Source organism: Microbacterium oxydans (assembly GCF_006540085.1).
Classification (GTDB): Bacteria; Actinomycetota; Actinomycetes; order Actinomycetales; family Microbacteriaceae; genus Microbacterium; species Microbacterium oxydans.
On record NZ_BJOG01000007.1, the window covers coordinates 209368 to 235484 of the forward strand.

Below are 26117 nucleotides of genomic sequence, written 5' to 3' on the forward strand. Positions count from 1 at the left end.
CCCGACGGCCGGCTGTCAGCCGCGCAGCGCCAGCGCGAAGGGCAGCACGCCCGTCGCCCCGGCACGACGGAGCTCACGCGCCGCGACGGTCATCGTCCACCGGCTGTCGACGAGGTCGTCGACGAGCAGCACCGGCCCGGTCGGCACATCCAGATGCCGAGCGCTGAAGCGCTCCCAGAGTCCCGCGAGGCGGAAGACGCTGTTCCCACCCGGCCCGCCGGAAGGCCCTCCTCCCACGAGTTCGAGCGGCCCGAGATACGGCAGGCGCCCGACATCGGCGAGTCCGCGCGCGAGCGAGTCGACCAGCAGCGGGTGCGAGCGCGAGGGCATCGCGACCACCGCCACGGGGCGCTCCTCCCACCCCCATCCTGCGAGCACGCGGACGCACGCCTGCAGCAGCTGCGGTGTCACCGCGGCATCGGGCGCCCCGGCCGCGAACAGCTCGCGCAGCGCCCCGCCCCAGCCCAGATCGGTGAGACGCGCGAGTGCGCGCCCCTCACTCGCCTGCTCGTCTGCCGGGATGCGCCCCTTGACCGGCACGTCCAGCCGGTCCGCACCGGTCGGCCAGGCACGACGAGGCTCGATCGGCACTCCGACGCGGTCGAGCGATTCCACGGCCTGCGAGCTCGCGGAGGCGCCGATCTCCCGCGGGAACCACTCCCCCGCGCAGTTGTCGCACCTCCCGCACGGAGCGGCCGTGTCGTCGTCGAGCGCGCGCTGCAGGAACTCCATGCGGCACCCGTCGGTCTGCTCGTACTCGATCATGTGCTGCTGCTCGGCCACACGCTCGGCGGCGATGCGCTCATACCGCTCGGCGTCGTAGCTCCAGGGTGCACCGGTCGCGACCCACCCGCCCTGCACGCGCCGGACCGCCCCGTCGACGTCGAGCACCTTCAACAGCAACTCGAGCGGCGTGCGGCGGATGTCGACCATCGCCTCGAGCGCCGGCGTCGAGATCGGAACGTCGCCGAGGGCCCCGATCACCCGCTCGGCTCGTTCACGATCGGGCATCGAAGCTGTCGCGAAGTAGTGCCAGATGTCACGGTCCTCGACGCCGGGGAGCAGCAGCACGTCCGCGCTCTCGCTGGCACGTCCGGCACGACCCACCTGCTGGTAGTAGGCCACGGGGGAAGACGGCGCGCCCAGGTGCAGCACGAAACCCAGATCGGGCTTGTCGAACCCCATGCCCAGCGCGCTCGTGGCGACGAGAGCCTTGACCTCGTTGCGCTTGAGCATCCCCTCGGACTCGGCGCGCTCGTCGGGGTCGGTCTGCCCGGTGTAGGCACGCACGTCGTGGCCGTGCTCACGCAGCAGGCGTGCGGTGTCGACGGCGGCCGCGACCGTCAATGTGTAGATGATGCCGGAACCGGGAAGGTCGTCGAGGTGGCTCAGCAGCCAGGCGAGGCGACTCGCCGAATCGCGCAGGCGCAGCACTCCCAGTCGCAGCGACGTCCGGGCGAGCGGCCCGCGGATCGTGAGCACCGGAACCGCATCGGCGTCGGCGGCCGTCCCGTCGTCCGCTCGGAGGCTGCCGAGCTGCTCGGCCACGTCGGCCACGACACGGCTGTTGGCGGTCGCCGTGGTCGCGAGCACCGGCACGTCAGGCGGCATCTGGGCGATCAGGTCGCGCAGGCGGCGGTAGTCGGGACGGAAGTCGTGCCCCCAGTCGCTGATGCAGTGCGCCTCATCGACGACCAGCATCCCGATGCGCCGGACGAGCGCCGGCAACTGCTGCTCACGGAAGGCGGGGTTGTTGAGCCTCTCGGGAGAGACCAGCAGCACATCGACCTCATCGCGATCGAGCTGCGCGAGCACATCCGACCACTCGTGCGCATTGGTGGAGTTGATCGCCACGGCCCGCACCCCCGCACGTTCGGCGGCGGCGATCTGGTCGCGCATGAGGGCGAGCAGCGGAGACACGAGCACGGTCGGGCCCGCCCCCTGCCGACGCAGCAGGAGCGTGGCGACGAAGTAGACAGCGGACTTGCCCCACCCGGTGCGCTGCACCACGAGCGCGCGGCGGCGCCCTTCGACGAGCGCCTCGATCGCCTCATACTGTCCGTCGTGGAAATCGGCATCCGGGCGTCCGACGAGTTCGCGCAGCGCGGCACGGGCGGACTCGCGGAGGTCGGCGGCCTCGGGGGATGCTGCAGCGGCGTCGGCGGTCATCCCCCCACTCTGCCCCACACCTCCGACACCCGTGGTCGCGTTGCACAGGTTCGCCGGGCCCCGCGCGAGTGCCGTCGTCTAGCGTGAGGGGATGATCACACGCGAGCTCGCCGTCGCCCTGCGGGACACCGGACTGATCTGGCATCCGGCCGATGGCGACCGCTTCCAGCTCGATCTCCCCGACGACGTGGAACTCGAAGCGGAGGCCGACGTCTTCACCGTGAGTGAGATGACGATCGAGGCCCGTCAGACGCCGAGCGGCACCGATCTGGCGTTCAACGGCACGACGGAGTGGGCGCTCGACGCGGTGACGCTCGCGGACGCCGTATGGCTGCCGCGGGAGGACCAGCTTCGCGATCTGCTCCGCGGCACGTTCCGTTCGCTGGTGCGCCTCGAGGACTCCTTCCGCGTCGAGATCAAGATCGGGGGCGAGCTGCTCGCTTTCGAGCACCCCGACCCCTCAGAGGCGTACGGCCGCGCCCTCCTCGATCTGATCTCCCGCTCGCGCTGACCCCGCCGTCTTGAATCCGGCAGTCCACTGTGTCAGAATTACCAAACGATCGGTCAGTAAAGATGGCCCGATGCCGAGGAGTCGATGATGACCAGTCCTGCAGACCTGTCCCTGGTGGGCGAGATCTCCGATGAGGAGCGCCTGTTCGACGAGCTCATCGCCAACGAGCAGCGCATCGAACCCCGCGACTGGATGCCCGACGCCTATCGCAAGACACTGGTGCGGCAGATCTCGCAGCACGCGCACTCCGAGATCATCGGCATGCAGCCGGAGGGCAACTGGATCACGCGCGCGCCGAGCCTCAAGCGCAAGGCGATCCTGATGGCCAAGGTGCAGGACGAGGCCGGTCACGGCCTCTACCTGTACTCCGCCGCCCAGACCCTCGGCACCACGCGCGACGAGATGATGGACCAGCTCATCAGCGGCAAGGCCAAGTACTCGTCGATCTTCAACTACCCCACCCCGACCTGGGCGGACATGGGCGCGATCGGCTGGCTCGTCGACGGCGCCGCGATCTGCAACCAGGTGCCGCTGTGCCGGGCGTCCTACGGCCCCTACGGCCGCGCCATGGTGCGCGTCTGCAAGGAGGAGTCGTTCCACCAGCGTCAGGGCTTCGAGATCCTGCTCACCCTGATGCAGGGCACCGAGGAGCAGCGCGCGATGGCTCAGGATGCGGTGAACCGCTGGTACTGGCCGAGCCTCGCCATGTTCGGGCCGCCCGATGACCAGTCCCCCAACTCGGCGCAGTCGATGAAGTGGAAGATCAAGCGGTTCTCCAACGATGAGCTGCGCCAGCGCTTCGTCGGCATGCTCGTGCCCCAGGCCGAGATCCTCGGCGTCACGCTGCCCGACCCCGACCTGCACTTCGACGAGGAGAGCGGGCAGTACGTGATCGGCGAGATCGACTGGGACGAGTTCTTCGAGGTGGTGCGCGGCAACGGGCCCTGTAACGCCGAACGACTCGAACACCGCCGGACGGCTCATGAAGAGGGCGCCTGGGTGCGCGAGGCCGCGGCCGAGTACGCGCGCAAGCAGTCGCTGAAGACGAAGGCGGTGGCGTGATGGCGACGCCCGGCGCCGACGAGCGCGAGCCCTGGCCGCTGTGGGAGGTCTTCGTCCGAGCGAACCGCGGGCTGAGCCACGTGCACGTCGGCTCGCTGCACGCGCCGGACGCCGAGATGGCGATACGCAATGCGCGCGACCTGTACACGCGTCGTGGAGAGGGCGTCTCGATCTGGGTCGCCCCCGCAGACGCGATCACCACGAGCGACCCCGACGCCAAGGGCGCCTACTTCGAGAGTCCCGCCGGCAAGAACTACCGCCACGCCGCGTACTACACCGCCTCAGAGGGAGTGCCGCACCTGTGAGCACGGCACACGAGGAGACGGTGCACGAGGACACGGTGCACGAGGAGACGGTGCACGCGGAGACGGTGCACGAGGACATCGACGTGCACGGGAACGTCTCGGTCGACGAACTCGACCTGGCGCAGGAGCTGTCAGGCACCGGCGCGGTCGCCGCATCGGCCGACGTGGCGGAGTACGCACTTCGTCTCGGCGACGACGCGCTGATCCTCTCGCAGCAGCTGGGCGCGTGGATATCCCGCGCTCCCGAGCTCGAGGAAGACGTGGCCCTGGGCAACATCGCCCTCGACCTGCTCGGTCATGCGCGCTCGTTCCTCCACTACGCCGGGTCCTTCGACGGGCGCAGCGAAGACGATCTGGCCTTCTTCCGCGACGAACCCGATTTCCGCTGTGCATGGATCGTGCAGCAGCCCAACGGAGACTTCGCCCAGACCATCGCTCGCCAGTTCGTGGTGGCCACGTACATGTTCGAGCTGTACTCGGCCCTGCGCGGCAGCACCGACGAGACGTTCGCCGCGATCGCGGAGAAGTCGCTCAAGGAGGTCGACTACCACCGCGACCACGCCGTGCAGTGGATCCTGCGTCTCGCCGGAGGCACGGAGGAGTCGCGCGCCAGGATCATCCGCGCACTCGGCGACGTGTGGCCGTACGTCGATGAGCTGTTCCGCGACGACGATCTGATCGCGCGGCTCGGCGACGCGGCCGTGGTGCCGTCGACGCTGCGGCCTGCTTTCGACGGCGTGGTCGAGACGGTGTTCGCGGAAGCGGAGCTCTCGGTGCCCGCCGTGATGTCGTCGTCGGCCGGCGGGCGCACCGGTGCGCACGCGACCCCGCTCGGCCACATCCTCCCCGAGATGCAGGTGCTCGCCCGCAGACATCCGGGGGCGACATGGTGACTCTCACGCCGACGCAGGCCGCGTGGCGGATCGCTGCCTCCGTGCCCGACCCCGAGGTTCCTGTGCTCACGATCGAGGACCTCGGTGTGCTCCGCGCGGTGGAGGTCGACGGCACCGCGGTGCATGTCGACATCACCCCGACCTACAGCGGCTGCCCCGCGATGGACACGATCCGCGACGATGTGGTCCTGGCTCTCACCGCCGCCGGCTTCGACGAGGTGTTCGTGCGCCTGGTCCTCTCCCCCGCCTGGACGACCGACTGGATGACACAGGCGGGCAAGAGCAAGCTCGCCGAGTACGGCATCGCACCGCCCTCGGGCCGCGCCGCCGTGTCGACCGGCCCCATCCGCCTGGCGTTGAGCGTGCGCTGCCCCCGCTGCGGGTCGCTCGACACGCGCGAGGTCTCCCACTTCGGCTCCACGTCATGCAAAGCCCTGTTCGAGTGCCGCGCCTGCCTCGAACCCTTCGACCACTTCAAGGTGCACTGACATGTCGCTCTTCACCTCCGCGCCAGCGCCCATCCCGCAGGCGACGACGCCCCGCGAGACCGCACCCCGCAAGCGCGCCCGGTTCCACACCCTCACGGTCGAAGACGTGCGCCCGCTCACCGACGACGCTGTCGAGGTGACCTTCACGGTTCCCGCCGCCCTCGCCGACGAGTACGACCACCTGCCCGGTCAGTACGTCGCGCTGCGCACGACACTCGACGGCGTCGAAGTCCGGCGTTCCTACTCGCTGTGCCGCGCCCCGGAACACCGCGGCGACGGTCAGGACACGCGCTTGAGCGTCGCCGTGAAGCGGGACGAGGGAGGTCTCTTCTCCACGTGGGCGCAGACCGGTCTCCACGCCGGCTTCGAGATCGACGTGATGAGCCCGCAGGGCACCTTCACCTCCGCTCTGCCCGACCTCGACGACCGGCACGTGGTGGGGATCGCGGCCGGCTCCGGCATCACGCCGCTGATGGCCCTCGCGCACACTGTGCTCACCCGGTCGGACACGTCGCGATTCACCCTGCTGTACACGAACCGCGCCACGCTCGACGTGATGTTCCTGGAAGATCTCGCCGACCTCAAGGACCGCTACCCCACCCGACTCGTGCTGCACCATGTGCTGTCCCGTGAACAGCGGGCCGCTCCCGTCCTCTCCGGGCGCATCGACGAGGAGAAGCTCCGCACGATCCTGGCGACCCTCATCCCCCCGTCGACCGTCGACGAATGGTTCCTGTGCGGCCCTCTCGCTCTCGTCGACCTGTGTCGCGAGGTGCTGGCCGACCACGGTGTCGACCGCTCCCACATCCGCTTCGAGCTGTTCACGACGGGTGATGAACCCGTGCGCGCGGCACGGCCGGTGCAGGTGCGTGCCGGCGAGAAGACGGTGCGTATCGAGGTCACTCTCGACGGCGTCTCGTCGACCGTGGAGAGCCCCGTCGACGCCAGGGAGTCGGTGCTCAATGCGGCACTGCGCGTACGGCCCGACGCTCCGTTCGCCTGTGCCGGCGGAGTCTGCGGCACCTGCCGCGCACGCGTGATCGAGGGCAGCGTGACGATGACCGAGAACTACGCCCTGGAGCCCGACGAGCTCGAGCGCGGCTTCGTGCTTACCTGCCAGTCCCACCCCACCAGCGACCGCGTGGTCGTCGACTACGACGTCTGATCGAGGAGCGCCCATGATCGACCTCACCATCGCCGACGACGTGGCCACGATCGTGCTGGACGCGCCATCGAAGCTGAACGCTCTCGACGAGAGGGCACTCGCCGAACTGGATGCCGCCTATGTCGAGGCCGAGGCTGCGGGAGTGCGAGCACTCGTGCTCCGTGGCGAGGGGCGCGCGTTCTGCGCGGGGCGTGACATCTCCGGCGTCGACCCACGGGACGACGATGTGCTCGGCTATCTCGGCGGTCTGGTGACCCCTCTGCTGCAGCGCATGTCGCGGTTCCCCGCGCCGACGTTCGCTGTCGCCCACGGCGCCTGCCTCGGCGTGGGCCTCGGCCTGCTGATCGCGACCGACGTGGTCTACGTGGCGGAATCGGCGAAGATCGGCTCCCCGTTCGCCGCCCTCGGTGCGACGCTGGACTCCGGCGGACACGCGCTCTTCCTCGATCGGCTCGGCGCGCACAAGACGCTCGACCTCATCTACACGGGACGCCTGATGAGCGGCACCGAGGCCGTGGCGTCCGGCCTGTTCTCCCGCGTGTTCCCCGATGATGAGGTGGTGCAGGCCACGACCGACGCGGCCGCCGCCGCCGCTCGCGGTGCGACGGCGGCGTTCCTCGCGAGCAAGGAGCTCATCGCCCGCATCCGCGACGAGCGACTCGCCCTGTGGGATGCGGTCGGGATCGAGAACGCCGCACAGGCCGCGCTCTGCGACACCGACGACTATCGCGAGGGCTTCGCGGCGTTCCAGGAGAAGCGCAGGCCCGAGTTCCGCGGGCGCTGACGCCCGGGTTCCCGTTCTTCGGCAGCGTCGTCTCCAGCGTCGGAGGCCGATGCGACAATACGGAGATGATGCTCTCCGAGGTCGTCTCCACGGCAGAAGAGGTCTCCGCCACGGCGTCCCGCCTCACGAAGATCGATGCCCTCGCACGGCTGCTGGCGAGTTCCGCAGCGGACGAGCTCCCAGCCGTCATGGGGCTCCTGCTGGCCGCTCCGCGCCAGGGACGGCTCGGCGTCGGTTGGCGGGGACTCGCCGCCATCGAGATCACGCATGCGGAAGATCCCACCCTCACGGTGAGCGACGTCGATGCCTCACTCACCGCCCTCGCCGCCGCCTCCGGATCAGGCTCCGCGGCAGCCCGCACCGGGATCCTCGGCGAGCTCGGCTCGCGAGCGACGGCCGCCGAGTGGGACTTCCTCGTCCGCGCCATGCTCGGCGAGCTTCGCACCGGGGCATTGTCCGGCGTCCTTCTCGACGCGGTCGCGAAAGCGTCCGACCGGCCACTCTCCCTCGTGCGCCGCGCCGCCATGCTCTCCGGCGATCTCGGCGAGACCGCTCGTGTCGCCCTCACCGAAGACGCAGACGCGCTGGACGCGGTCGGCCTCGAAGTCGGTCGCCCTGTCCTTCCCATGCTCGCCTCCACCGCGGCGACGCCATCGGCTGCACTCGAGATCACCGGCACGGCGTCGGTGGAGTACAAGCTCGACGGTGCTCGCATCCAGGTGCACCGTCACGGCGACGACGTCGGCGTCTACACGCGGAGCCTGGCCGACATCACCCACCGCGTACCGGAACTCGTCGAGATCGTGCGCGCTCTCCCCGTGGACGATGTCATCCTCGACGGCGAGACGCTGTCGCTCGACGAAGACGGTGGGCCCAGGCCCTTCCAGGAGACGATGTCGAGGTTCGGTGCCGATGCCTCCCGCGAACTGGTGCTGCGGCCATGGTTCTTCGACGTGCTGCACGTGGACGGACGCGACCTGATCGACGAGCCGCTCTCGATCCGCCTCGCCGAGCTCGAGCGCGTGGCCGGCGACTGGCGGATGCCCGGCATCGTGACCGACGACCCGGATGCCGCGGAGCAGCTGTCGCACGAAGCCCTCGCCGCCGGCCATGAAGGCGTGGTGGTCAAGGGTCTCGACGCCCCCTACGCCGCCGGCCGTCGGGGCAAGTCCTGGGTCAAGGTCAAGCCCGTGCTGACCTTCGATCTCGTCGTGCTCGGCGCGGAGTGGGGTTCGGGCCGCCGCCGGGGATGGCTGTCGAACCTGCACCTGGGTGCGCGCGACCCCGACGGCGAGTTCGGCGACGCCGGGGAATTCGTCATGGTGGGCAAGACCTTCAAGGGCCTCACCGACGAGCTGCTGCGCTGGCAGACCGAGGAGTTCCCCGAGCATGAGACCCACCGCACGGCGTCGACCGTGTTCCTGCGCCCCGATGTCGTGGTCGAGATCGCCATCGACGGCGTGCAGCGCTCTCCGCGGTATCCGGGAGGTGTCGCGCTGCGTTTCGCCCGGGTGAAGGGCTATCGGCCCGACAAGTCGCCGGCCGAAGCCGACACGATCCAGACGCTGCGCTCCCTGCTGCGCGGCTGACGAACCACGCGAGTCAGACGGACCGCGTCCAGGCCGACGGCATTCAGGCCGACGGGGCGAGTCCCAGGTCCTCTTCCCGCACGGTGCCGCGGAACGACCACGGGAAGTTGATCCAGAGGTCGGTGTCCTTCCATGCGAAGTCGGGCTGGATGATCGTGGAGGGCTTGGTGTAGATCGTGACCGACCGCACATCGGCGCCCTTGTCCTTCAGCAGCTGCACGGCCAGGGCGAGCGTGCGTCCGGAGTCGGCGACGTCGTCGACCAGCAGCACGCGGCGGCCATCGAGGTACGCCATGTCGAGCTCGGGAGGCAGCACCTCGGGCGCGTCGAGCACCGTGCCGATGCCGGTGTAGAACTCGACGTTGATGGCGCCGCAGTTCTTCGCGCCCAGCCCGTAGGCGATCGCCCCTGCCGGGAGCAGGCCGCCCCGGGCGATGGCGACGACGACCTCCGGCATGAAGCCGCTGTCCAGGATGCTTCGTGCCAGATCGCGCGTCGCCTCCCCGAAGCCGTCCCAGGTGAGTGTCTCGCGCTCGATCTCCGCATCAGTCATTCCTGCATTCTCCCGCATCTCTGCGGGCCCGCTCGCCGATAGACTGAGCTGGTCCGGCCAGGCCGGTGCCTGAAAAAGAGGCACGAAGCACTTCGCGAAGACGCGGAGGCGAGACACATACGGATCCCGCAGTTCCTCCGTCCCTGTCTCGAAAGGCTTTCCCATGCCCTCCGTGTCCGCCCATGTCGCCCTCACCCTCGCCCAGCACATCGATGCCGTCTTCGGGGTGATGGGCAACGGCAACGCCTACTTCCTCGACGCGATCGAGACGCAGACGGATGCGGTGTTCACCGCCGTCCGTCACGAGCAGGGTGCTGTGGTCGCAGCCGACGCCCACTTCCGCACCTCGGGTCGCATCGCCGCAGGCACCTCGACGTACGGAGCCGGCTTCACGAACACGCTGACCGCCCTCGCCGAGGCCGTGCAGGCGCGGGTGCCTCTGGTGCTGGTCGTCGGCGATGAGCCCACGTCCGGCCCCCGCCCGTGGGACGTCGATCAGATCGCCCTCGCCTCGGCCGTCGGCGCCCGCACCTATACGGTCGGACGGGCCGACGCCGCCGCCACCACGGTCATCGCGATCGAGCACGCCCTCACGTACCGGGTGCCCGTCGTCCTCGCGATCCCCTATGACGTCGCAGCGCTCGAAGCCGGTGAGGTGCCGGAGGCCCCCTCACCCCGGATCCCGGCCCCGCTCGCCCCTCGCGGCGAATTCGCCGATGCGATGCTCGACGAGATCGCCACCGCCCTGGCCGGGGCAGAGCGCCCGTTCCTGCTCGCCGGTCGCGGCGCGTGGCTGTCCGGTGCGAGCACCGCGCTGGGAGAGCTGGCCGCGGCCACCGGCGCTCTCACCGCCTCTTCCGCTTTGGGCCGCGGAGTGTTCCCCGACACCAGGTACGACCTCGGTGTGACCGGTGGCTTCGGGGCGGACGGAGCGATGGAGCTCGTGCGATCTGCAGACGTCGCCGTCGTCTTCGGAGCGGGCTTGAACCAGTTCACGATGCGTTTCGGCGACCTGTTCGCGCCGGGGACCCGGGTCTTCCAGATCGACATCGCGGCGGCGGCGACGCACGCCCACGTCGGAGGCTTCGTCCGTGCGGACGCCCGTCTCGCCGCGGAAGAGCTCGTGGCGCGGATCGGAGACGCCGGCTCGGCGCATTCCTGGCGCGAGAGCGTGGACGTGGCGGCCGCACGCACCTACGACCGCGGCGACGACCTAGCCCCCGACGGGCGTCTCGACCCGCGCTCCGCCGCTCGTCGCATCGCCGAGCTGCTGCCGGAAGACCGCGTCGTGGTGTCGGACGGTGGGCACTTCATCGGGTGGGCGAACATGTACTGGCCGGTCGCCGCCCCCGACCGCATGATGATGGTCGGCACCGCTTTCCAGTCGATCGGGCTCGGTTGGCCGAGCGTGGTCGGGGCCGCTCTCGCGCGCCGCGAGTCCACCGTGGTACTCACCTCCGGCGACGGCGGCGGGCTGATGGCCATCGCTGATCTGGAGTCGGCCGTCCGGGCGGCTGGAGGACGCGGCATGGCGGTGGTCTGGAACGACGCGGCCTACGGAGCCGAGGTCAACCTCTACGGTCTCAAGGGACTGGCGGAAGGACCGATGCGCATCCCCGAGGTCGATTTCGCCGCGTTCGGTGCGGCCGTCGGCGCAGAGGGCGTCGTGGTGCGCACGCTCTCCGATCTCGACCGTCTCGCCAACTGGGTCGAGGAGGACCCGTCCTCACGGCCCTTCCTGCTTCTCGATCTGCGCGTCTCGGGCGATGTGATCGCGCCGTACCAGCAGGAGATCATCCGCGTGAACTCCTGACGTCGCGGGACAGTCGGAAACGCGAGGGGGTCGGCACGACGCGAACGTCGTGCCGACCCCCTCGTCGCACCCGAGCGTCGTTCAGTCGATCACCCGAGACGCCGGCGCCTGCGCGCGATGCCGAGGCCCGCTCCGACTGCCAGCAGCAGCACCCCGGCGAGGAGGAACGGGACGCTGTCGGCTCCTGTCGCGGCGAGGTCGCCGTTGCTCGTCGTGCCGGGGCCGGAACCCGCGTTCCCCGACCCGTCGGCGGGAGCACCACCCGGAGCACCACCGGGAGTGCCTCCGCCTGGGGTGCCGCCGCCGGGAGGTGTGCCACCGGGCGCAGCCGTGACGGCGATCGCCGCCGTCGTCTCCACGCCGTCCGGGTCGATGAGCACGATGCTGTGGGCGCCGGGTTTCGTATCGGCCGGAACGGTCACGGTCACGCGGAACCCGCCGGTCGCGTCCGTCGTCACGGCACCGAGCGGAACCGGCGTCGAACGCAGCTCGATCCGCAGCGCTGTGGCGGCGCGGAAGCCGGCGCCGGAGATCGTGATCGCATCGCCCGCGGCGACCGATGCCGAAGCGAGCGTCACGGTCGGCTGCTCGGGCTCAGGCGTCGTGCACCCGCCGCCGCAGACGGTGAAGTTCGCCAGCACCGCCTTGTGGTCGGAGGGCCAGACGGCATCCGGCGTCAGGATCTCATCGGCACTGTCGTCGACGACACGCTGATTGCGCACGATCGTCGACTGCGGTCCCACCACGCTCGCTCCGTCGATCGACAGTCGCTCGTCCGGCGTGGCGAAGACGTAATCGATGCGGTCGCGCTCATCGGCGTCGGGAGCCCAGGTCAGAGATGACGTGGGGAACAGAGGATTGTCCGACGGCCACGTGAAGCCCGGATTCGCCGCGGGATCGGGATGCACGGTGCGGAAGGCATCGACCAGTCCCCCGTCGAGCAGCGTCTGCGTCGTCTGCCAGGGAACGACGACGCCGTTGTGGTCGAACAGCTCGGCTGTCGCCGCGGTCCAGTCCTGCGACGGCGGCTCGTTGAAGTCGCCGCCCACGATGGCGATCCGTCCAGTCGTGCGCTCTGCGGCGATGTCGGCGAGCAGCTCGGCAGCGGCGGCCGGTCGGCCCGACTGCGCGTTCGCCGCCAGGATGGCCTCGACGTCGGTCACCGGGGCGTCGAGCTTGTTCCAGGTGTTCCACCCGGCCGGCCAGTCGCCGTGGATCTCCCCGCCGTAGCCGCGCGGGAGGTACGTGGTGTACCAGCGGTACTCCAGGTGGCCGCCGTACACCACGACCTCCGATCCGTTCACGTCGAGAACCGCCTTCGACCACCAGCGGCCGATCGTGTCGGTGGAGACGATCGGGTAGCGCGAGACGATCCCGGTGTCGGTCGCCGTGAGGTGCTGGTAGCCGAGCAGTGCGGCGACCTGAGCGGGCGCCTGACCCACTTCGGGGAGGAACGTCACGTCGGCGTCGGTCTGCGTGATGACATCGGCGATCTGACGCGCACCGTCGGCCACCTGGGTGCCCCCGTGCCAGACGTTGAAGGTGAGCACGTTCAGGCCGCTCTTCCCTCCGACCTCGGGCTTCGGGGCGGCCGGGGCGACCGGCTGCGCCTCCTCGTCCGTGACGGTGAGATCGATCGGCCCGGCCAGCACCGTGTAGCCGTCGTCTTCGAGGAGGTAGACGTCGTACTCGCCCGCCCCCATCGTCGCCGAGTTGCGGGTCCAGCCGTCCCGACGCGAGGCGTTCCACGTGACCTGGCCGGTCTGGTCTGCGACGTATCGCCAGTCGAGGGATGCCGGACCGCCGGGCACCGCGCCGTCACGATAGATCCCGATCCAGTTGCGATCGTGGACCGCCGAGCCGGCGTCGAACGAGAACGTGACCGTCTCGTCGACCCCGATGCGGGGCGTGTCCAGCGTGAGCATCCCTTCCGCCGCCTGAGCGGCGGGAACGACGAGGAGACCGGCGAGAACGATGCCGGTGCCGAGCAGGGCGAGGAGCCCCCGCTTCGGCCGAGTGGCGGAGGTCATGACGAGAAGGTCCTTTCGACGACGTGGCGCATCGAAAGCTACGGCCGCCGGATGACCGGACCGTGACCGTGAGGTGAATGGCAGAATCGGACGATGCCTGGTCTCCATCACGTCGAGCTGTGGATCGCCGACCTCGATGATGTGCGCGCGCAGTGGCGGTGGATCCTCGAGCGCGTGGGGTTCTCCCTGACGAGCGAATGGAGCGGCGGCGAGTCGTGGGCCGCAGGGGGCAGCTATCTCACGCTCACGATGTCTCCGAACCTGTCGAGCTCCGCGCACGACCGTCGACGCGCCGGCCTCAACCATCTGGCATTCCAGGGCGGTGATCGCACCGCGGTGGATGCGCTGATGGCCGAGGCCGAGCGCCACGGCTGGCGACCACTGTATGCGGAGCGCTACCCGCACGCCGGCGGCGACCAGCACTACGCGGGCTGGTTCGAGAACGCCTCCGGCTTCAAGATCGAAGTGGTCGCGGATCCGTCGTAGCCGAGCCGGCCTGCTGCCGTGCCGGACCCCTAGGCGCCGTAGTCGGGCAGCTCCTGCAGCGTCCAGGTGTTCCCGTCGGGATCGTCGAACGACACGAACCGTCCCCAGTCGAGGTCCTGGACGCCACGGGCCTCGACGCCGAGCCCCTGCAGGTGCGCGAGCGCCTCGTCGGCATCGGGGACGACGACCTGGATCGAGTTCTGCTGTCCCGGCTCGAGCTCGATGCCCAGCCCGGTGCCGAACGCGATCGAGCAGGCGGACCCCGGCGGCGTCATCTGCACGAAGCGCAGCCCATCGACGGGCGTCTGGTCGTGATCGGGGGTGAATCCGATCCTCTCGTAGAACTCCTTGGACCGGTCCACATCGGTGACCGGCACGAAGATGAGTTCGATCTTCCAGTCCATCACGCACTCCTCCTGTCGGGCTCCGTCGCCCGTCGGCACCCACGGTACGCGGGGCCACCGACACCGCAGAGACACCGACACTGCACAGTCGCCGATCGTGCATGGACGCCGAGACCGCAAGGACACCGAGACGCGGTGTGGAGCCGCCGCGAGCCTCGGCGTCAGATCCACCCCTTGTCGAGCGCGATGCGCACCGCCTGCGCACGATTGGCCGCACCGGTCTTGCCGATGGCAGCGGACAGGTGGTTGCGCACGGTGCCGGCCGACAGGAACACCTCGGCGGCGATGGCGGCCGCCGAGCGTCCGTCGGCGGCGAGTCGCAGCACCTGGCGTTCCCGGTCGCTCAGCGGATTCGCTCCGTCGAACAGGCCGTCGGCGGCGAGCTGCGGATCCAGCACCCGCAAACCCGAATGCACGCGGCGGACGGCGTCGGCGAGCGTCTCGGCGGGAGTGTCCTTCACGATGAATCCGCTCGCCCCGGAGTCCAACGCGGAGCGCAGATAGCCCGGGCGTGCGAAGGTGGTCACCACGAGGACGCGCGTCCTCGTGCTCACCTGTCTGATCCGCCGCGTCGCCTCCACACCGTCCATGCCCGGCATCTGGATGTCCATCAGGCACACGTCGGGGTGCAGCTCCTCAGCGAGCCGCACGGCCTCCGCGCCGTCCGAGGCCATGCCGACCACGGTCAGGTCGGGCTCGAGGTCGAGCAGCGCACCGAGCGCACCACGCACGAGCGCCTGATCGTCGGCGATCAGCAATCGGATGGACCCATCGTCAGGCGCCGTCACCATGTCACCTCCACGCGGGTTCCGTCCTTCTCGGTCGAGCCGAGGGCGAACGCCGCCCCCGCAGCCGCCGCGCGCTCCCGCATGCCGCGGATGCCGTTGCCCTCTGCGGTGGCGATACCCGCGCCGATGCCCACTCCGTCGTCCTCCACGGCGAGCCGTCCCGGCCACAGGATGACCCGCACGGTGCGGGCACCCGAATGCCGCAGGACGTTGGTCGTCGCCTCGCGGAGGATCCAGCTCGCCGTGATGGCCTGCACCGGCGACAGCGCCTCCGGCTCCCCCTCGACCCGCAGCTCGATGTCCGCCGCGCGGAGCGAATCCCGCGAGGAAGCGAGCTGCTCGATGAGGGTGGTCGCCCGCGCGCCCGCGACCGTCGAGCGCACTCCGGCGATCGCCTCGGCCGTCAACCGCTCGATGTCTGCGAGCTCGGCCCTGGCGCGTTCCGGGTCGGAGTCCATGAGCCTCCGTACCAGCTGCGCTTTGAGACCCACCACCGTCAGCGAATGCCCGATCAGATCGTGCACATCGCGGGCCACGGCTTCGCGTCCCTCGCTGGTCGCGAGCTCCAGACCGAGCCGCTCCGCCTCGGCCGAACGCAGGATGAGCCACGTCGACACCGTGTTGACCACACCGAGCAGCGCGACGATCGCGAGCACCGACAGGTAGCTCAGCCCGCCCGGGAGCAGGAACACGCAGAGCGCCGTCACGGCGACCGCCGCGATGGTCGTGATCCAGTGCCATACGCGCGTCAGGCCGTAGGACGCGAACGACATGATGAAAGGCAGAAAGCTGAGCGCCGATCCGCCTTCGGCCGGCACCGAGACCAATGCGCAGACGATGAGCGCGGCGAACGTGGCCCACTGCCGCTTCGAGGGAGTGCGCCCCAGCCCGCCACCCCCGCGCATGCCGTGCATGAACCCGGTGACGTACAGCACGACGAACGTCACCAGAGCGACCCATCCCCCGACCACCCAGGCGAGGGGCGCCTCGGAACCGAGCAGGGCGATCACGGGGTAGACGAGGAACACCAGCCAGACCACCGCCATCAGCCAGCCGAACCGCGCCCACGGGTCCTTTCCCGTGGCGCGGCTCGTCGTGCGCTTCTCGTGCGGGGTCATCCGTCCAACCTAGTGTCGCCGCGTGCCACTACTGCCGCGCCCGCGAGCGCTTCATTCCCATCGCGACGAGGAGCGCGAAGAGGACGAGCCAGACGGCCGCGTTGAGGAACAGCATCCACAGCGGATCGGTCTGCCCCGTCGTGAGCACCCCGTCGGTGAGGGGCCAGCGGCTCAGCGCCACGAAGCCGTACAGCGGGGTGAACCGGGCGATGTCGAGCATCACGCCGTCGAGAGGCATGAACACGTTGCCGAAGAACGCGAAGAACGTCATCGAGATGGAAGCGAGCGCCGCGGCCGAGTCCGAGCTGAAGAACAGTCCGACGCCGAGGCCGAACAGCCCGTACATGAGACCGATCCCGAGGATGATGCCCGCCGTCGCGACCCACCGCCAGGCGTCCTCGGCCTGAGCACCGGTCATCATCCCTGCCACGAACACCGCGACCAGGGCGAGCGCGGCGAAGGACACGGCAGTGAGCAGTTTGGTCAGCGCATACCCCGCGGTGGTGAGCGGGGTCATCGCGAGCTGCCGTCCCCACCCCTGCTTCGCCTCGGTCGCCGCGAGGGAGGTGAGCGAGCTCATCGCGACAGCGGTGCCGTACGCGGCCATCGAGGTCATGACGTAGAACGAGACGTTCCCGTGGCCGGCAGAGAGCGAGCCGTATCCCATCCCGGCACCGAACAGCAGGTACATCGCGACGGGCATCGCCAGGGTGAACGCGAGAGTGTAGGGGTTGCGCAGCTGGCGGACGCCTTCGATGCGCAGCATGGTGGGTGAGACGAGCATGTCAGTTCTCCGTCAGAGCCGTGAAGGCGGTTTCGAGGGTGGGGGCGGCGATCTCGAGGTCGTGCGCGCCGCCGGCGAGGAGGATCCGCGCTGCCGCATCGGAGTCCGTCGCGCGCAGGCTGAGACGATCACCGTCCACACGCACAGCCGCGATCCCCTCCGTCGACGTCAGCGTCGCGACGAGCGCGGTCGGGTCGTCGTCGACCGTGGCGGACACCGTCCGCTCCCCGAGGCTGGCGCGCAGCAGCGCGGTGGGGGCGTCGGCGACGACCGTTCCGCGATGCATCACGACGGTCCGCCGAGCGAACTGCTCCGCCTCTTCGAGGTAGTGGGTGGCGAAGACGATCGTGCGGCCGGCGTCGGCATCCGCACGCATCACGTCCCAGAAGTGGCGGCGGGCCGTGACGTCCATCCCCGCCGTCGGCTCGTCGAGCACCAGGATGTCGGGGTCGGAGATCATCGCGAGCGCGAACTTCACGCGCTGCTGCTCGCCACCCGAGCACTTCGACACCCGTCGGCGGGCGAGAGCGGTGAGGTCGGCGCGCGCCATGACCTCGTCGACCCTCCCCCGCGCCTCGTCTCCGTAGAGGGAGGCGATGAGGCGCACGGTCTCCCCGACGGTGAGGTCGCCCAGCAATCCGCCCGTCTGCAGCACGGCGCCGATCGCACCGCTGGAGGTCGCACGATCCGGAGTCACCCCGAGCACGCGGACGGTGCCGCTGCTCGGTTCGGTGAGGCCCAGCAGCATGTCGAGCGTGGTCGTCTTGCCTGCCCCGTTCGGTCCCAGCAGTGCCACGACCTCGCCCCGCCGGATGGACAGGTCGACCCCGTCCACGGCCTGTACACGGCGCTCCCCTGCGCCGAAGTGTCGTCTCACGGCGCTGAGCTCCAGCACCACGGGGTCATCGATCGGGGCAGCGGAAGCCGGTCGCGCGATGACCCGCGTCGCCGATCCGTCCCTAGAGGTGTCGTCCATGCCTCCAGCCTCGTCCGATGCCGACGAGGAGTCCGGAGGGCGGTGTCATCTCCTCGACGTGACACGTGTCATGTCGAGACCCTCGGCTCATCGTGCCGGGAGCAGCGCCCCCTCGAGGAATTCGGAGAGCTCTGCCGTGTCGTCCAGCGGCAGGATCGCCGCCACGTACTGGTCGGGGCGCACCACGACCACCACACCGTCGCGCGAAAGCTCACGCGCTGCGAAGATGTCGGTCTCCGTCCACTTGCTGGGGCCCGCCGCGTAGACCTTCTCCCAGTCGGTGAGTCCGAGCGGGCCGGTCTTCGGCTGGAACAGCTCGGGTGCCGAGGTGACCTCGACCTCCTCGAAGGGCTGCTGGTAGACGGCCTTGACGTCGAAGATCGCATCCACGTCGGCATTCGTCGGAGTGAAGCGCGCGAACAGCGGAGCGGCCTGCTCCGCCCAGGCGGCGAGCGCCTCGCCGGTGCGGTCGCCGAACGCGTACACGCGCCAGCGCCCGTCGGCCTTCGCGTGGTGTCCGAGGTGCACCACATTGCCGTCGCCGACGCGCACGACCTCGGCCGACTTGAACCGCTTGCCCAGCGGGTAGCCGGGCGCCAGCGCCTGGTGCGCGGCGGTCCCCGTGATCATCGAGGAGGTGTACTGCGTCATGAACCCGGACGGGAACTCGGCCGTTGCGAGGTAGTACGTGGCCAGTTCGTTGGGGTCGGAGATCTCCTCGGGCTTGCGGGCCATCAGGCTCGACCATTCGCGGTCGAAGTCGATCAGCTGCTGGGCGACGGGGCGTCGCTCGGCGCCGTACGTGGCCAGGAGCGCCTCGGGAGCGCGGCCCGTGAGCACAGACCCGAGCTTCCATCCGAGGTTGAAGCCGTCCTGCATGGAGACGTTCATGCCCTGCCCGGCCTTGGCGCTGTGCGTGTGGCAGGCGTCGCCGGTGAGGAACACGCGGGGTGTGCGTCCGGAGCCGTCGATGACGTCGTCGAAGCCGTCGGTCACGCGGTGGCCGACCTCGTACACGCTGTGCCAGGCCACTTCGCGCACGTCGAGCGTGTACGGGTGCAGGATCGCGTTGGCGCGACGGATGATCTCCTCGATGGGCGTCTGGCGCACCCGGTGGTCGTCGTCCTCCGCGACCTCGCCGAGGTCGATGTACATGCGCGAGAGGTATCCACCCTCGCGCGGGATGTGCAGGATGTTGCCCGCCTCCGAGTTGATGGCGCACTTGGTGCGCCAGTCCGGGAAGTCGGTGTTCACGAGCACGTCCATCACACCCCAGGCATGCGCGGCGGAGGCGCCGACATGCGTGCGGCCGATGGCCTGTCGCACACCGCTGCGTGCGCCGTCGCACCCGGCGACGAACTTCGCGTGGATCGTGCGTTCTTCGCCCGCGCGCTCACCGGCGACGTAACGGATCCCCACCTCGACCGGGTACTCCCCCTCGTCGTGGACCGTGAGCCCGGTGAACTCGATCCCGTAGTCGGGCACGATCCGCCCCGGGCCGTTGGCCGCGGCTTCGGCGAAGTAGTCGAGCACGCGCGCCTGGTTCACGATGAGGTGCGGGAACTCGCAGATGTCGTAGGCGTAGTCGGCCGTCCGGGAGGTGCGGACGATCTCGTCGCGCTTGTCGGGGTTCGGGCCCCAGAAGTTCATCCAGCCGATGTTGTAGGCCTCGGCGATGATCCGCTCGGCGAACCCGAACGCCTGGAACGTCTCGACGCTGCGCGGCTGGATGCCGTCGGCCTGGCCGAGCGGGAGGCGGCCGTCGCGCTTCTCGATGATGCGGGTGGAGATCTCGGGGTACTGCGCCATCTGGGCGGCCAGCAGCATTCCTGCAGGCCCCGATCCGACGATGAGCACGTCGATCTCGTCAGGGAGGTCGGTGGGGCGGGCTGAGCCGATGCCGGCGGCGTCCTGCACACGCGGGTCAGCGGACACATAGCCGTGGTGGTGGAACTGCATCGTCGTCGATTCCTTCCGGACGTCTTCGTCGGGTCAAGCGCGTCGGGTCAAGCGCGTCGGGTCATACGCTTCGGGTCGTGTGTGAGGAGCTGTTGCGCGAAGAACAGGCGTGTTCTATATTCGAACAGAGAGTTCTACTATTGAATACAGCCTAAACCGCGCCGTCCGTCATCGCAAGGGAGTGCCCCCATGCCCGGCAGCACCACCTCTCCCGCTTCGCAGACTCTGAGCCGCGGCATCCGGATCCTCGAGGTGCTGGCCGATGCCCGCACGCCCCTGTCGATCGACGAGCTCGCGTCCCGCCTCGGCGTGCACCGCTCGATCGCCTATCGACTGCTGCGCACGCTGGAGGACCACGGTCTCGTCACGCGCGATGCCGCAGGGGCCGTGAGCCTCGGCGCCCGGATGGCCGCACTCGCCGCCGGCGTCGCGCACGACCTCCAGGCCGAGGCACTCCCCGAGCTCACGGCCATCGCCAACGAGCTCGGCATGACCTGCTTCCTCGGCGTGCTGGACGGCGAGGAGTGCATCACCCTCGCGAGCGTCGAGCCCCGACATGCAGTCGCAAGCGTCGCCCAGCGCCCTGGCGCCCGTCACCCGGTCACGGTCGGCGCACCCGGCAAGGCCATCCTGTCGCTGCTCCCCGAGGCTGAATGGCCGGACGTCGTGCCGCCGACCCTCGCCGGCGATGTGGAGTCGACCCGCATCCGCGGCTATGCGACGAGCCACGACGAGGTCATCCCCACGGTGCAGGCCGTCGCCGTCCCCCTCGCCCTGCGCGGACAGCGCCCCGCCGCGATCGCCGTGGTGCACGTGTCCACAGACCTCGACGACGCCGAGATCGCCGCACGGCTCCAGCGTGCAGCATCGGACATCCGCGACGCTCTCGACGGCTGACGTCCGGCTCCGCCGAGACCGCGCACAGACGAACACTCCCGCCGCGCTTCCGGTCGGTCGCCGTAGGGCAGATGACAGGGAGCGCGACGGGAGCAGGTCGACGAGCGGCGCGGCTCAGGCCTTCGCGAGTCCGTAGATCGGGCTGACGGACTGCTCCTCCTCGTGATCCGGTCCGAGCGGGATGCCCGAGCGGTCGCGCAGCAGCAGGGTCGCGACGAGGCCCAGCACGGTCATGCCGGCCAGGTACCAGGTGACGGCGCCCGTCGAGCCGGTCGCCTTCACGATGGCCGTCGCGATCGTCGGGGCGAACGCGCCGCCGGCGATGGCACCGATCGCGTACGAGATCGAGACACCGGAGAAGCGGATGCTCGCGGGGAACAGCTCGGCGTACAGCGCCGCCTGCGGGCCGTAGGTGAATCCGAGGCCGATCGTGAGGATCGCGAGTCCGGTGAACAGCAGCCCGATCTCACCGGTGTTGACCAGCGGGAACAGCGTGAACACACCCACCAGCTGCAGCACCCAGCCGACGATGTACGTGGTGCGGCGGCCGATGCGGTCGGAGAGCCACCCCGCGAGGAGGGTGGTGAGCAGCCAGGTGACCGCAGACCCGGCGACAGCCCAGAGCACGGGGCCGCGCTCGAGGCCGATGGGACCTGCGGGGTCCGTGGCGTACCCCTGGATGTAGCCACCGGTGGTCATGTAGCCGACCGCGTTGTTGCCGGCGAAGACGAACGCGGCGACGATCACGAGCAGCAGGTGCTTGCGGAACAGCTGCGCGATCGGCATCCTGGCCTTCTCCTTGCGGGCCGCGAGCTCGGTGAACACGGGGCTCTCCTCGACCTTGCGACGCACGTAGTAGCCGACGAGGATCAGCACGACGCTCAGCAGGAACGGCACGCGCCAGCCCCACGCGAGGAACTGGTCGCCGGGGGCGATCACCGTCATGAGCGCCATCACACCGGAGGCGAGCAGGAGGCCGAGGGGCACGCCGATCTGCGGGGACGCTCCGAAGATGCCGCGCTTCTTGCGGGGAGCATGCTCGACGGCCATCAGCACCGCGCCGCCCCACTCGCCGCCCGCCGAGATGCCCTGCACGATGCGCAGCAGCACCAGCAGGATCGGCGCCATCAGCCCGATGGTCTCGTAGGTGGGGAGGATGCCGATGAGGGCGGTGGCCGCGCCCATCAGGATCAGCGTCCACATCAGCACGGTCTTGCGCCCGAGCTTGTCGCCGTAGTGGCCGGCGAGGAACGCACCGAGGGGGCGGAACAGGAAGCTGACGCCGACCGTCGCGAAACCGATCAGGGCGCTGTTCTCGCCGAGCGGGGCGAAGAAGAGCTGGCCGAAGACGAGACCGACGGCCGTGGCGTAGATGAAGAAGTCGTACCACTCGACAGTGGTTCCGACGACGGTGGCGAACACGACACGACGTCTGTCTGCCGCTGTCGCGATGGTTCCGGTGGGCGTGAACCCAGCCTGTGACTGCCCGCTCATGGGGTGTCTCCTTTGGTTGTGACCGCATTGTCACGGCGCGCGACGGACGTGAATCCGGAGTGCTTGCCGAGGGGTGAACCGATAATATATGATTTCGAATACGACGCACAAGGCGTCGCGCAGGACACTGACAGCGCGAGGAGGCGCCCCGTGACGGAACCCATCGACCGCCCCGGCAAGATCATCGCGATCCACCTGAGCTACGCCTCCCGAGCGGATCAGCGCGGCCGGCGCCCCGCCGCCCCCTCCTACTTCTTCAAGCCGGCCAGCTCCGTCGGCGTCTCCGGCGGCACCGTCGAGCGGCCGGCCGGTACCGAGCTGCTGGCGTTCGAGGGAGAGATCGCGCTCGTGATCGGCTCGGCCGCGCGCCGCGTCTCCCTCGACGACGCCTGGTCCCACGTGGGCTGGGTGACCGCCTCGAACGACCTCGGCCTGTACGACCTGCGCGCCAACGACAAGGGCTCGAACGTCCGCTCCAAAGGCGGCGACGGCTACACCCCGATCGGCCCCGAGCTGATCGATGCCCGCACCGTCGACCCCGCGGCGCTGCGCGTGCGCACCTGGGTCAACGGCGGACTCCGCCAGGACGACACCACGGCAGGACTGATCTTCCCGCTCGCCCAACTCGTCGCCGACCTCTCCCAGCACTTCACGCTCGAGCCCGGCGATGTGATCCTCACCGGCACCCCCGCCGGCTCATCCGTCATCGTCCCCGGCGACGTCGTCGAGGTCGAGGTGGACGCACCGGATGCACCGGGAGCCCCGAGCTCGGGACGCCTCGTCACCACCGTGACCCAGGGCGAGACTCCGTTCGACGGAGAGATCGGCTCGCTCCCCGCCGTGGACGACCTGCAGCGCACCGAGGCATGGGGCTCGCGGGCGGAAGCAGGACTGCCTCCCGTCGAGAAGGCTCCCGGCCTCTCCCCTGAACTGCGCGCACAGTTGCTGGAGGCGCCGACGGCCGGGCTCTCGGCGCAGCTCCGCAAGCGCGGACACCACTCCTGCTTCATCGACGGGGTCTCGGTCAACATCCCGGGACAGAAGATCGTCGGCACCGCGAAGACGCTGCGCTTCGTCCCGTTCCGCGAAGACCTCTTCGCCTCGCACGGCGGCGGCTACAACGCCCAGAAGCGGGCGTTCGACGCCGTGGAGGACGGCGAGGTCATCGTGATCGAAGCTCGCGGCGATGCCACGACGGGCACGCTCGGCGACATCCTGGCCCTGCGCGCCAAGGTGCGCGGAGCGGCGGGAGTCGTCACCGACGGCGGCGTCCGCGATTACGACGCGGTGGCCGAGATCGGCCTTCCCGTGTTCTCGCAGGGCGCGCACCCGTCGGTGCTCGGTCGCAAGCACGTGCCGTGGGACGTGGACGTCACGATCTCCTGCGGCGGCGCGACCGTGCAGCCCGGCGACATCATCGTCGGCGACAGCGACGGCGTGATCGTGATCCCACCGGCCCTGGCCGCCGAGGTCGCGGCGAGCGCCGTCGCGCAGGAGATCGAAGACGCCTGGATCGCCGAGCAGGTCGCCGCAGGACAACCGGTCGACGGCCTCTTCCCCTTGAACGCCGAGTGGCGGGCACGCTACGAGAAGGCCGTGTCCGACGGGAGCACACGATGACCACGACGGCCGCGAGCAAGTCCGAGGTCGCGTACGAGTGGCTGCGCTCCCGCATCACGGGACACATGTTCAGCCCCGGATACCGGCTGGTGCTGGGATCCATCGCCGACGATCTCCAGATGAGCGTCGTCCCCGTGCGCGAGGCGATCCGCCGTCTCGAGGCCGAAGGGCTCGTGACGTTCGAGCGCAACGTCGGCGCGCGGGTGACCCTCGTGGATGAGAGCGAGTACGCGCACACGATGCAGACGCTCGGCCTCGTCGAGGGCTGCGCCACCGCCCTGTCCGCTCCCCTGCTCGACGACCAGGCCCTCGAGGAGGCCGCCCGGATCAACGACCGGATGGCGCAGATGCTCGACCACCTCGACGCGCACGCCTTCACCGAGCTCAACCGCCAGTTCCATTCGGTGCTGTTCGAGCCGTGCCCCAACCCGCACCTGCTCGATCTCGTACACCGCGGCTGGTCGCGACTCTCCGGTATCCGCGAGACGACCTTCGCCTCGATTCCAGGGCGCGCTCAGCACTCGGTCGAGGAGCACACCGAGATCCTCGACCTCATCCGAGCAGGCGCCGATCCGCTCGAGATCGAACTCGCCGCGCGCAACCACCGCTGGCGCACCATGGACGCGTTCCTCGACGCCCTGCACACCCGTTCCGCCCAGACGACCTCAGCTCAGACGACTTCATCACAGACGACTTCCGCACAGACGACCGGAGAAACCTCATGACCGATTCGCGCATCCCCGCCGACCTCCCCGACCGCATCCAGCACTACATCGACGGCGCCTTCGTGGATTCCGTCGACGGCGACACGTTCGACGTGCTCGACCCGGTGACGAACAAGACCTACACGACGGCCGCTGCCGGCAAGAAGGCCGACATCGAGCTCGCGGTGGCCGCAGCCAAGCGCGCCTTCGACGAAGGTCCCTGGCCGCGCATGCTGCCGCGCGAGCGCTCCCGGGTGCTGCACAAGATCGCCGACATCGTGGAGTCGCGCGACGCCCGGCTCGCCGAGCTGGAGTCGTACGACTCCGGCCTGCCGATCACGCAGGCGTTGGGGCAGGCCCGCCGCGCCGCCGAGAACTTCCGCTTCTTCGCCGACCTGATCGTCGCGCAGTCCGACGACGCCTTCAAGGTGCCGGGCAAGCAGATGAACTACGTCAACCGCAAGCCCATCGGCGTGGCCGGACTCATCACACCCTGGAACACGCCGTTCATGCTCGAGTCCTGGAAGCTCGGTCCCGCCCTCGCCACCGGCAACACGGTCGTGCTGAAGCCGGCCGAGTTCACGCCGCTGTCGGCATCCCTCTGGGCGGGCATCTTCGAGGAGGCCGGCCTCCCCCAGGGTGTGTTCAACCTCGTGAACGGCCTCGGCGAAGACGCGGGCGACGCCCTGGTGAAGCACCCCGACGTGCCGCTCATCTCGTTCACCGGCGAGAGCCGTACGGGACAGATCATCTTCGGCAACGCGGCACCCTTCCTCAAGGGGCTCTCGATGGAGCTCGGTGGCAAGTCGCCCGCCGTGGTCTTCGCCGATGCCGACCTGGAGGCCGCCGTCGACGCGACCATCTTCGGAGTCTTCTCCCTGAACGGCGAGCGCTGCACGGCAGGTTCGCGCATCCTCGTCGAGCGGTCGATCTACGAGGAGTTCGTGGAGCGCTACGCGGCGCAGGCGAAGCGCGTCAAGGTCGGCTACCCGCACGACCCGGCCACGGAGGTCGGAGCGCTCGTTCACCCCGAGCACTACGACAAGGTGATGAGCTACGTCGAGATCGGCAAGGGCGAGGGCCGCCTGGTCGCCGGCGGTGGCCGTCCGGAGGGCTTCGAGGAAGGGAACTTCGTCGCACCGACCGTGTTCGCCGATGTCTCCCCCGATGCCCGCATCTTCCAGGAGGAGATCTTCGGTCCGGTCGTCGCGATCACGCCCTTCGACTCCGACGCCGAGGCGCTGTCGCTCGCGAACAACACGAAGTACGGTCTGGCCGCCTACATCTGGACCAACGACCTCAAGCGTGCGCACAACTTCGCGCAGTCGGTCGAGGCCGGCATGGTGTGGCTGAACAGCAACAACGTGCGGGACCTCCGCACCCCGTTCGGCGGTGTGAAGGCATCGGGCCTCGGCCACGAGGGCGGCTATCGCTCCATCGACTTCTACACCGACCAGCAGAGCGTGCACATCACGCTCGCTGAGCACTCGCACAACCCGACCTTCGGCAAGAACTGACCACAACC

General features: G+C 69.6%; 24 protein-coding genes. 14 read left to right on the forward strand and 10 right to left on the reverse strand.

Annotated elements, in window-relative coordinates:
- Positions 1-15 precede the first annotated feature (15 nt).
- The gene (locus MOX01_RS14155) at positions 16-2169 is read right to left on the reverse strand and encodes a RecQ family ATP-dependent DNA helicase (protein WP_141370233.1); all 2154 of its coding nucleotides are present in this window, start codon (positions 2167-2169) and stop codon (positions 16-18) included.
- Positions 2170-2260: 91 nt separating this feature from the next.
- On the opposite strand from MOX01_RS14155, the gene MOX01_RS14160 reads away from it, so the two are divergent.
- From MOX01_RS14160 to MOX01_RS14195, 8 genes are all read left to right on the forward strand, one after another.
- Positions 2261-2680 carry a pilus assembly protein CpaE gene (locus tag MOX01_RS14160; protein WP_141370235.1) on the forward strand — a complete coding sequence of 140 codons (420 nt, stop codon included), beginning with the start codon at positions 2261-2263 and terminating at the stop codon, positions 2678-2680.
- Between the two features lie 87 nt (positions 2681-2767).
- Positions 2768-3742 carry a 1,2-phenylacetyl-CoA epoxidase subunit PaaA gene (gene paaA / locus MOX01_RS14165; protein WP_141370237.1) on the forward strand — a complete coding sequence of 325 codons (975 nt, stop codon included), beginning with the start codon at positions 2768-2770 and terminating at the stop codon, positions 3740-3742.
- The gene (paaB, locus tag MOX01_RS14170; RefSeq protein WP_141370239.1) at positions 3742-4047 is read left to right on the forward strand and encodes a 1,2-phenylacetyl-CoA epoxidase subunit PaaB; all 306 of its coding nucleotides are present in this window, start codon (positions 3742-3744) and stop codon (positions 4045-4047) included. The genes paaA and paaB overlap by 1 nt, the downstream gene beginning before the upstream one ends.
- On the forward strand, positions 4044-4940 hold the full coding sequence (paaC, locus tag MOX01_RS14175) for a 1,2-phenylacetyl-CoA epoxidase subunit PaaC (protein WP_371861865.1): 897 nt from the start codon (positions 4044-4046) through the stop codon (positions 4938-4940). The genes paaB and paaC overlap by 4 nt, the downstream gene beginning before the upstream one ends.
- Entirely contained in the window at positions 4934-5428 is a 495-nt protein-coding gene (paaD, locus tag MOX01_RS14180; RefSeq protein WP_046748862.1) for a 1,2-phenylacetyl-CoA epoxidase subunit PaaD, read from the forward strand. Before paaC ends, paaD begins: the two co-directional genes overlap by 7 nt.
- Before the next feature lies 1 nt (position 5429).
- Complete coding sequence (gene paaE, locus MOX01_RS14185; RefSeq protein WP_113680093.1) at positions 5430-6593, forward strand: 1,2-phenylacetyl-CoA epoxidase subunit PaaE; 1164 nt, start codon at positions 5430-5432, stop codon at positions 6591-6593.
- A gap of 13 nt (positions 6594-6606) precedes the next feature.
- Positions 6607-7377 (forward strand): enoyl-CoA hydratase/isomerase family protein, encoded by a 771-nt coding sequence (locus MOX01_RS14190; RefSeq protein WP_058632487.1) that lies wholly within the window; start codon positions 6607-6609, stop codon positions 7375-7377.
- A 65-nt stretch (positions 7378-7442) separates the two neighbouring features.
- Positions 7443-8966, forward strand: coding sequence for an ATP-dependent DNA ligase (locus tag MOX01_RS14195; RefSeq protein WP_141370241.1), 1524 nt, complete (start codon positions 7443-7445; stop codon positions 8964-8966).
- A 43-nt stretch (positions 8967-9009) separates the two neighbouring features.
- Here MOX01_RS14195 and MOX01_RS14200 read toward each other — a convergent pair whose 3' ends face one another.
- Complete coding sequence (locus tag MOX01_RS14200) at positions 9010-9519, reverse strand: phosphoribosyltransferase (protein ID WP_046748858.1); 510 nt, start codon at positions 9517-9519, stop codon at positions 9010-9012.
- Positions 9520-9682: 163 nt separating this feature from the next.
- Between MOX01_RS14200 and MOX01_RS14205 the strand changes: the two genes are divergently transcribed.
- Positions 9683-11332, forward strand: a complete 1650-nt coding sequence (locus MOX01_RS14205; protein ID WP_141370243.1) for a thiamine pyrophosphate-binding protein — start codon at positions 9683-9685, stop codon at positions 11330-11332.
- An 89-nt stretch (positions 11333-11421) separates the two neighbouring features.
- Here MOX01_RS14205 and MOX01_RS14210 read toward each other — a convergent pair whose 3' ends face one another.
- Positions 11422-13362 carry an endonuclease/exonuclease/phosphatase family protein gene (locus MOX01_RS14210; RefSeq protein ID WP_170224278.1) on the reverse strand — a complete coding sequence of 647 codons (1941 nt, stop codon included), beginning with the start codon at positions 13360-13362 and terminating at the stop codon, positions 11422-11424.
- Between the two features lie 93 nt (positions 13363-13455).
- Between MOX01_RS14210 and MOX01_RS14215 the strand changes: the two genes are divergently transcribed.
- Positions 13456-13848, forward strand: a complete 393-nt coding sequence (locus MOX01_RS14215; protein WP_061017892.1) for a VOC family protein — start codon at positions 13456-13458, stop codon at positions 13846-13848.
- 29 nt (positions 13849-13877) lie between these two features.
- Here the strand turns inward: MOX01_RS14215 and MOX01_RS14220 are convergent, their stop codons facing one another.
- The 6 genes from MOX01_RS14220 to MOX01_RS14245 all read right to left on the reverse strand — a co-directional run bounded on the left by MOX01_RS14220 (position 13878) and on the right by MOX01_RS14245 (position 19877).
- On the reverse strand, positions 13878-14252 hold the full coding sequence (locus MOX01_RS14220) for a VOC family protein (protein ID WP_058632490.1): 375 nt from the start codon (positions 14250-14252) through the stop codon (positions 13878-13880).
- Between the two features lie 161 nt (positions 14253-14413).
- Complete coding sequence (locus MOX01_RS14225) at positions 14414-15043, reverse strand: response regulator transcription factor (protein WP_061017891.1); 630 nt, start codon at positions 15041-15043, stop codon at positions 14414-14416.
- Positions 15037-16158, reverse strand: coding sequence for a sensor histidine kinase (locus MOX01_RS14230; RefSeq protein ID WP_061017889.1), 1122 nt, complete (start codon positions 16156-16158; stop codon positions 15037-15039). The genes MOX01_RS14225 and MOX01_RS14230 overlap by 7 nt, the downstream gene beginning before the upstream one ends.
- A 28-nt stretch (positions 16159-16186) precedes the next feature.
- A complete protein-coding gene (locus MOX01_RS14235; RefSeq protein ID WP_141370247.1) occupies positions 16187-16942 on the reverse strand; it encodes an ABC transporter permease in 756 nt (251 codons plus the stop codon).
- Between the two features lies 1 nt (position 16943).
- Positions 16944-17918, reverse strand: coding sequence for an ABC transporter ATP-binding protein (locus tag MOX01_RS14240; protein WP_141370249.1), 975 nt, complete (start codon positions 17916-17918; stop codon positions 16944-16946).
- 87 nt (positions 17919-18005) lie between these two features.
- The gene (locus MOX01_RS14245) at positions 18006-19877 is read right to left on the reverse strand and encodes an FAD-dependent monooxygenase (protein WP_141370250.1); all 1872 of its coding nucleotides are present in this window, start codon (positions 19875-19877) and stop codon (positions 18006-18008) included.
- 189 nt (positions 19878-20066) lie between these two features.
- Between MOX01_RS14245 and MOX01_RS14250 the strand changes: the two genes are divergently transcribed.
- Positions 20067-20774, forward strand: a complete 708-nt coding sequence (locus MOX01_RS14250; RefSeq protein ID WP_141370252.1) for an IclR family transcriptional regulator — start codon at positions 20067-20069, stop codon at positions 20772-20774.
- A 114-nt stretch (positions 20775-20888) separates the two neighbouring features.
- Here MOX01_RS14250 and MOX01_RS14255 read toward each other — a convergent pair whose 3' ends face one another.
- The gene (locus MOX01_RS14255) at positions 20889-22268 is read right to left on the reverse strand and encodes an MFS transporter (RefSeq protein WP_046748849.1); all 1380 of its coding nucleotides are present in this window, start codon (positions 22266-22268) and stop codon (positions 20889-20891) included.
- 150 nt (positions 22269-22418) lie between these two features.
- On the opposite strand from MOX01_RS14255, the gene MOX01_RS14260 reads away from it, so the two are divergent.
- From MOX01_RS14260 to hpaE, 3 genes are read left to right on the forward strand one after another with little or no spacing between them, the layout of a single operon-like run.
- Entirely contained in the window at positions 22419-23888 is a 1470-nt protein-coding gene (locus MOX01_RS14260; RefSeq protein WP_141370253.1) for a fumarylacetoacetate hydrolase family protein, read from the forward strand.
- Positions 23885-24613 carry a GntR family transcriptional regulator gene (locus MOX01_RS14265; protein WP_058632498.1) on the forward strand — a complete coding sequence of 243 codons (729 nt, stop codon included), beginning with the start codon at positions 23885-23887 and terminating at the stop codon, positions 24611-24613. Before MOX01_RS14260 ends, MOX01_RS14265 begins: the two co-directional genes overlap by 4 nt.
- Positions 24610-26109, forward strand: coding sequence for a 5-carboxymethyl-2-hydroxymuconate semialdehyde dehydrogenase (gene hpaE / locus MOX01_RS14270; RefSeq protein ID WP_141370255.1), 1500 nt, complete (start codon positions 24610-24612; stop codon positions 26107-26109). Before MOX01_RS14265 ends, hpaE begins: the two co-directional genes overlap by 4 nt.
- Positions 26110-26117 lie beyond the last annotated feature (8 nt).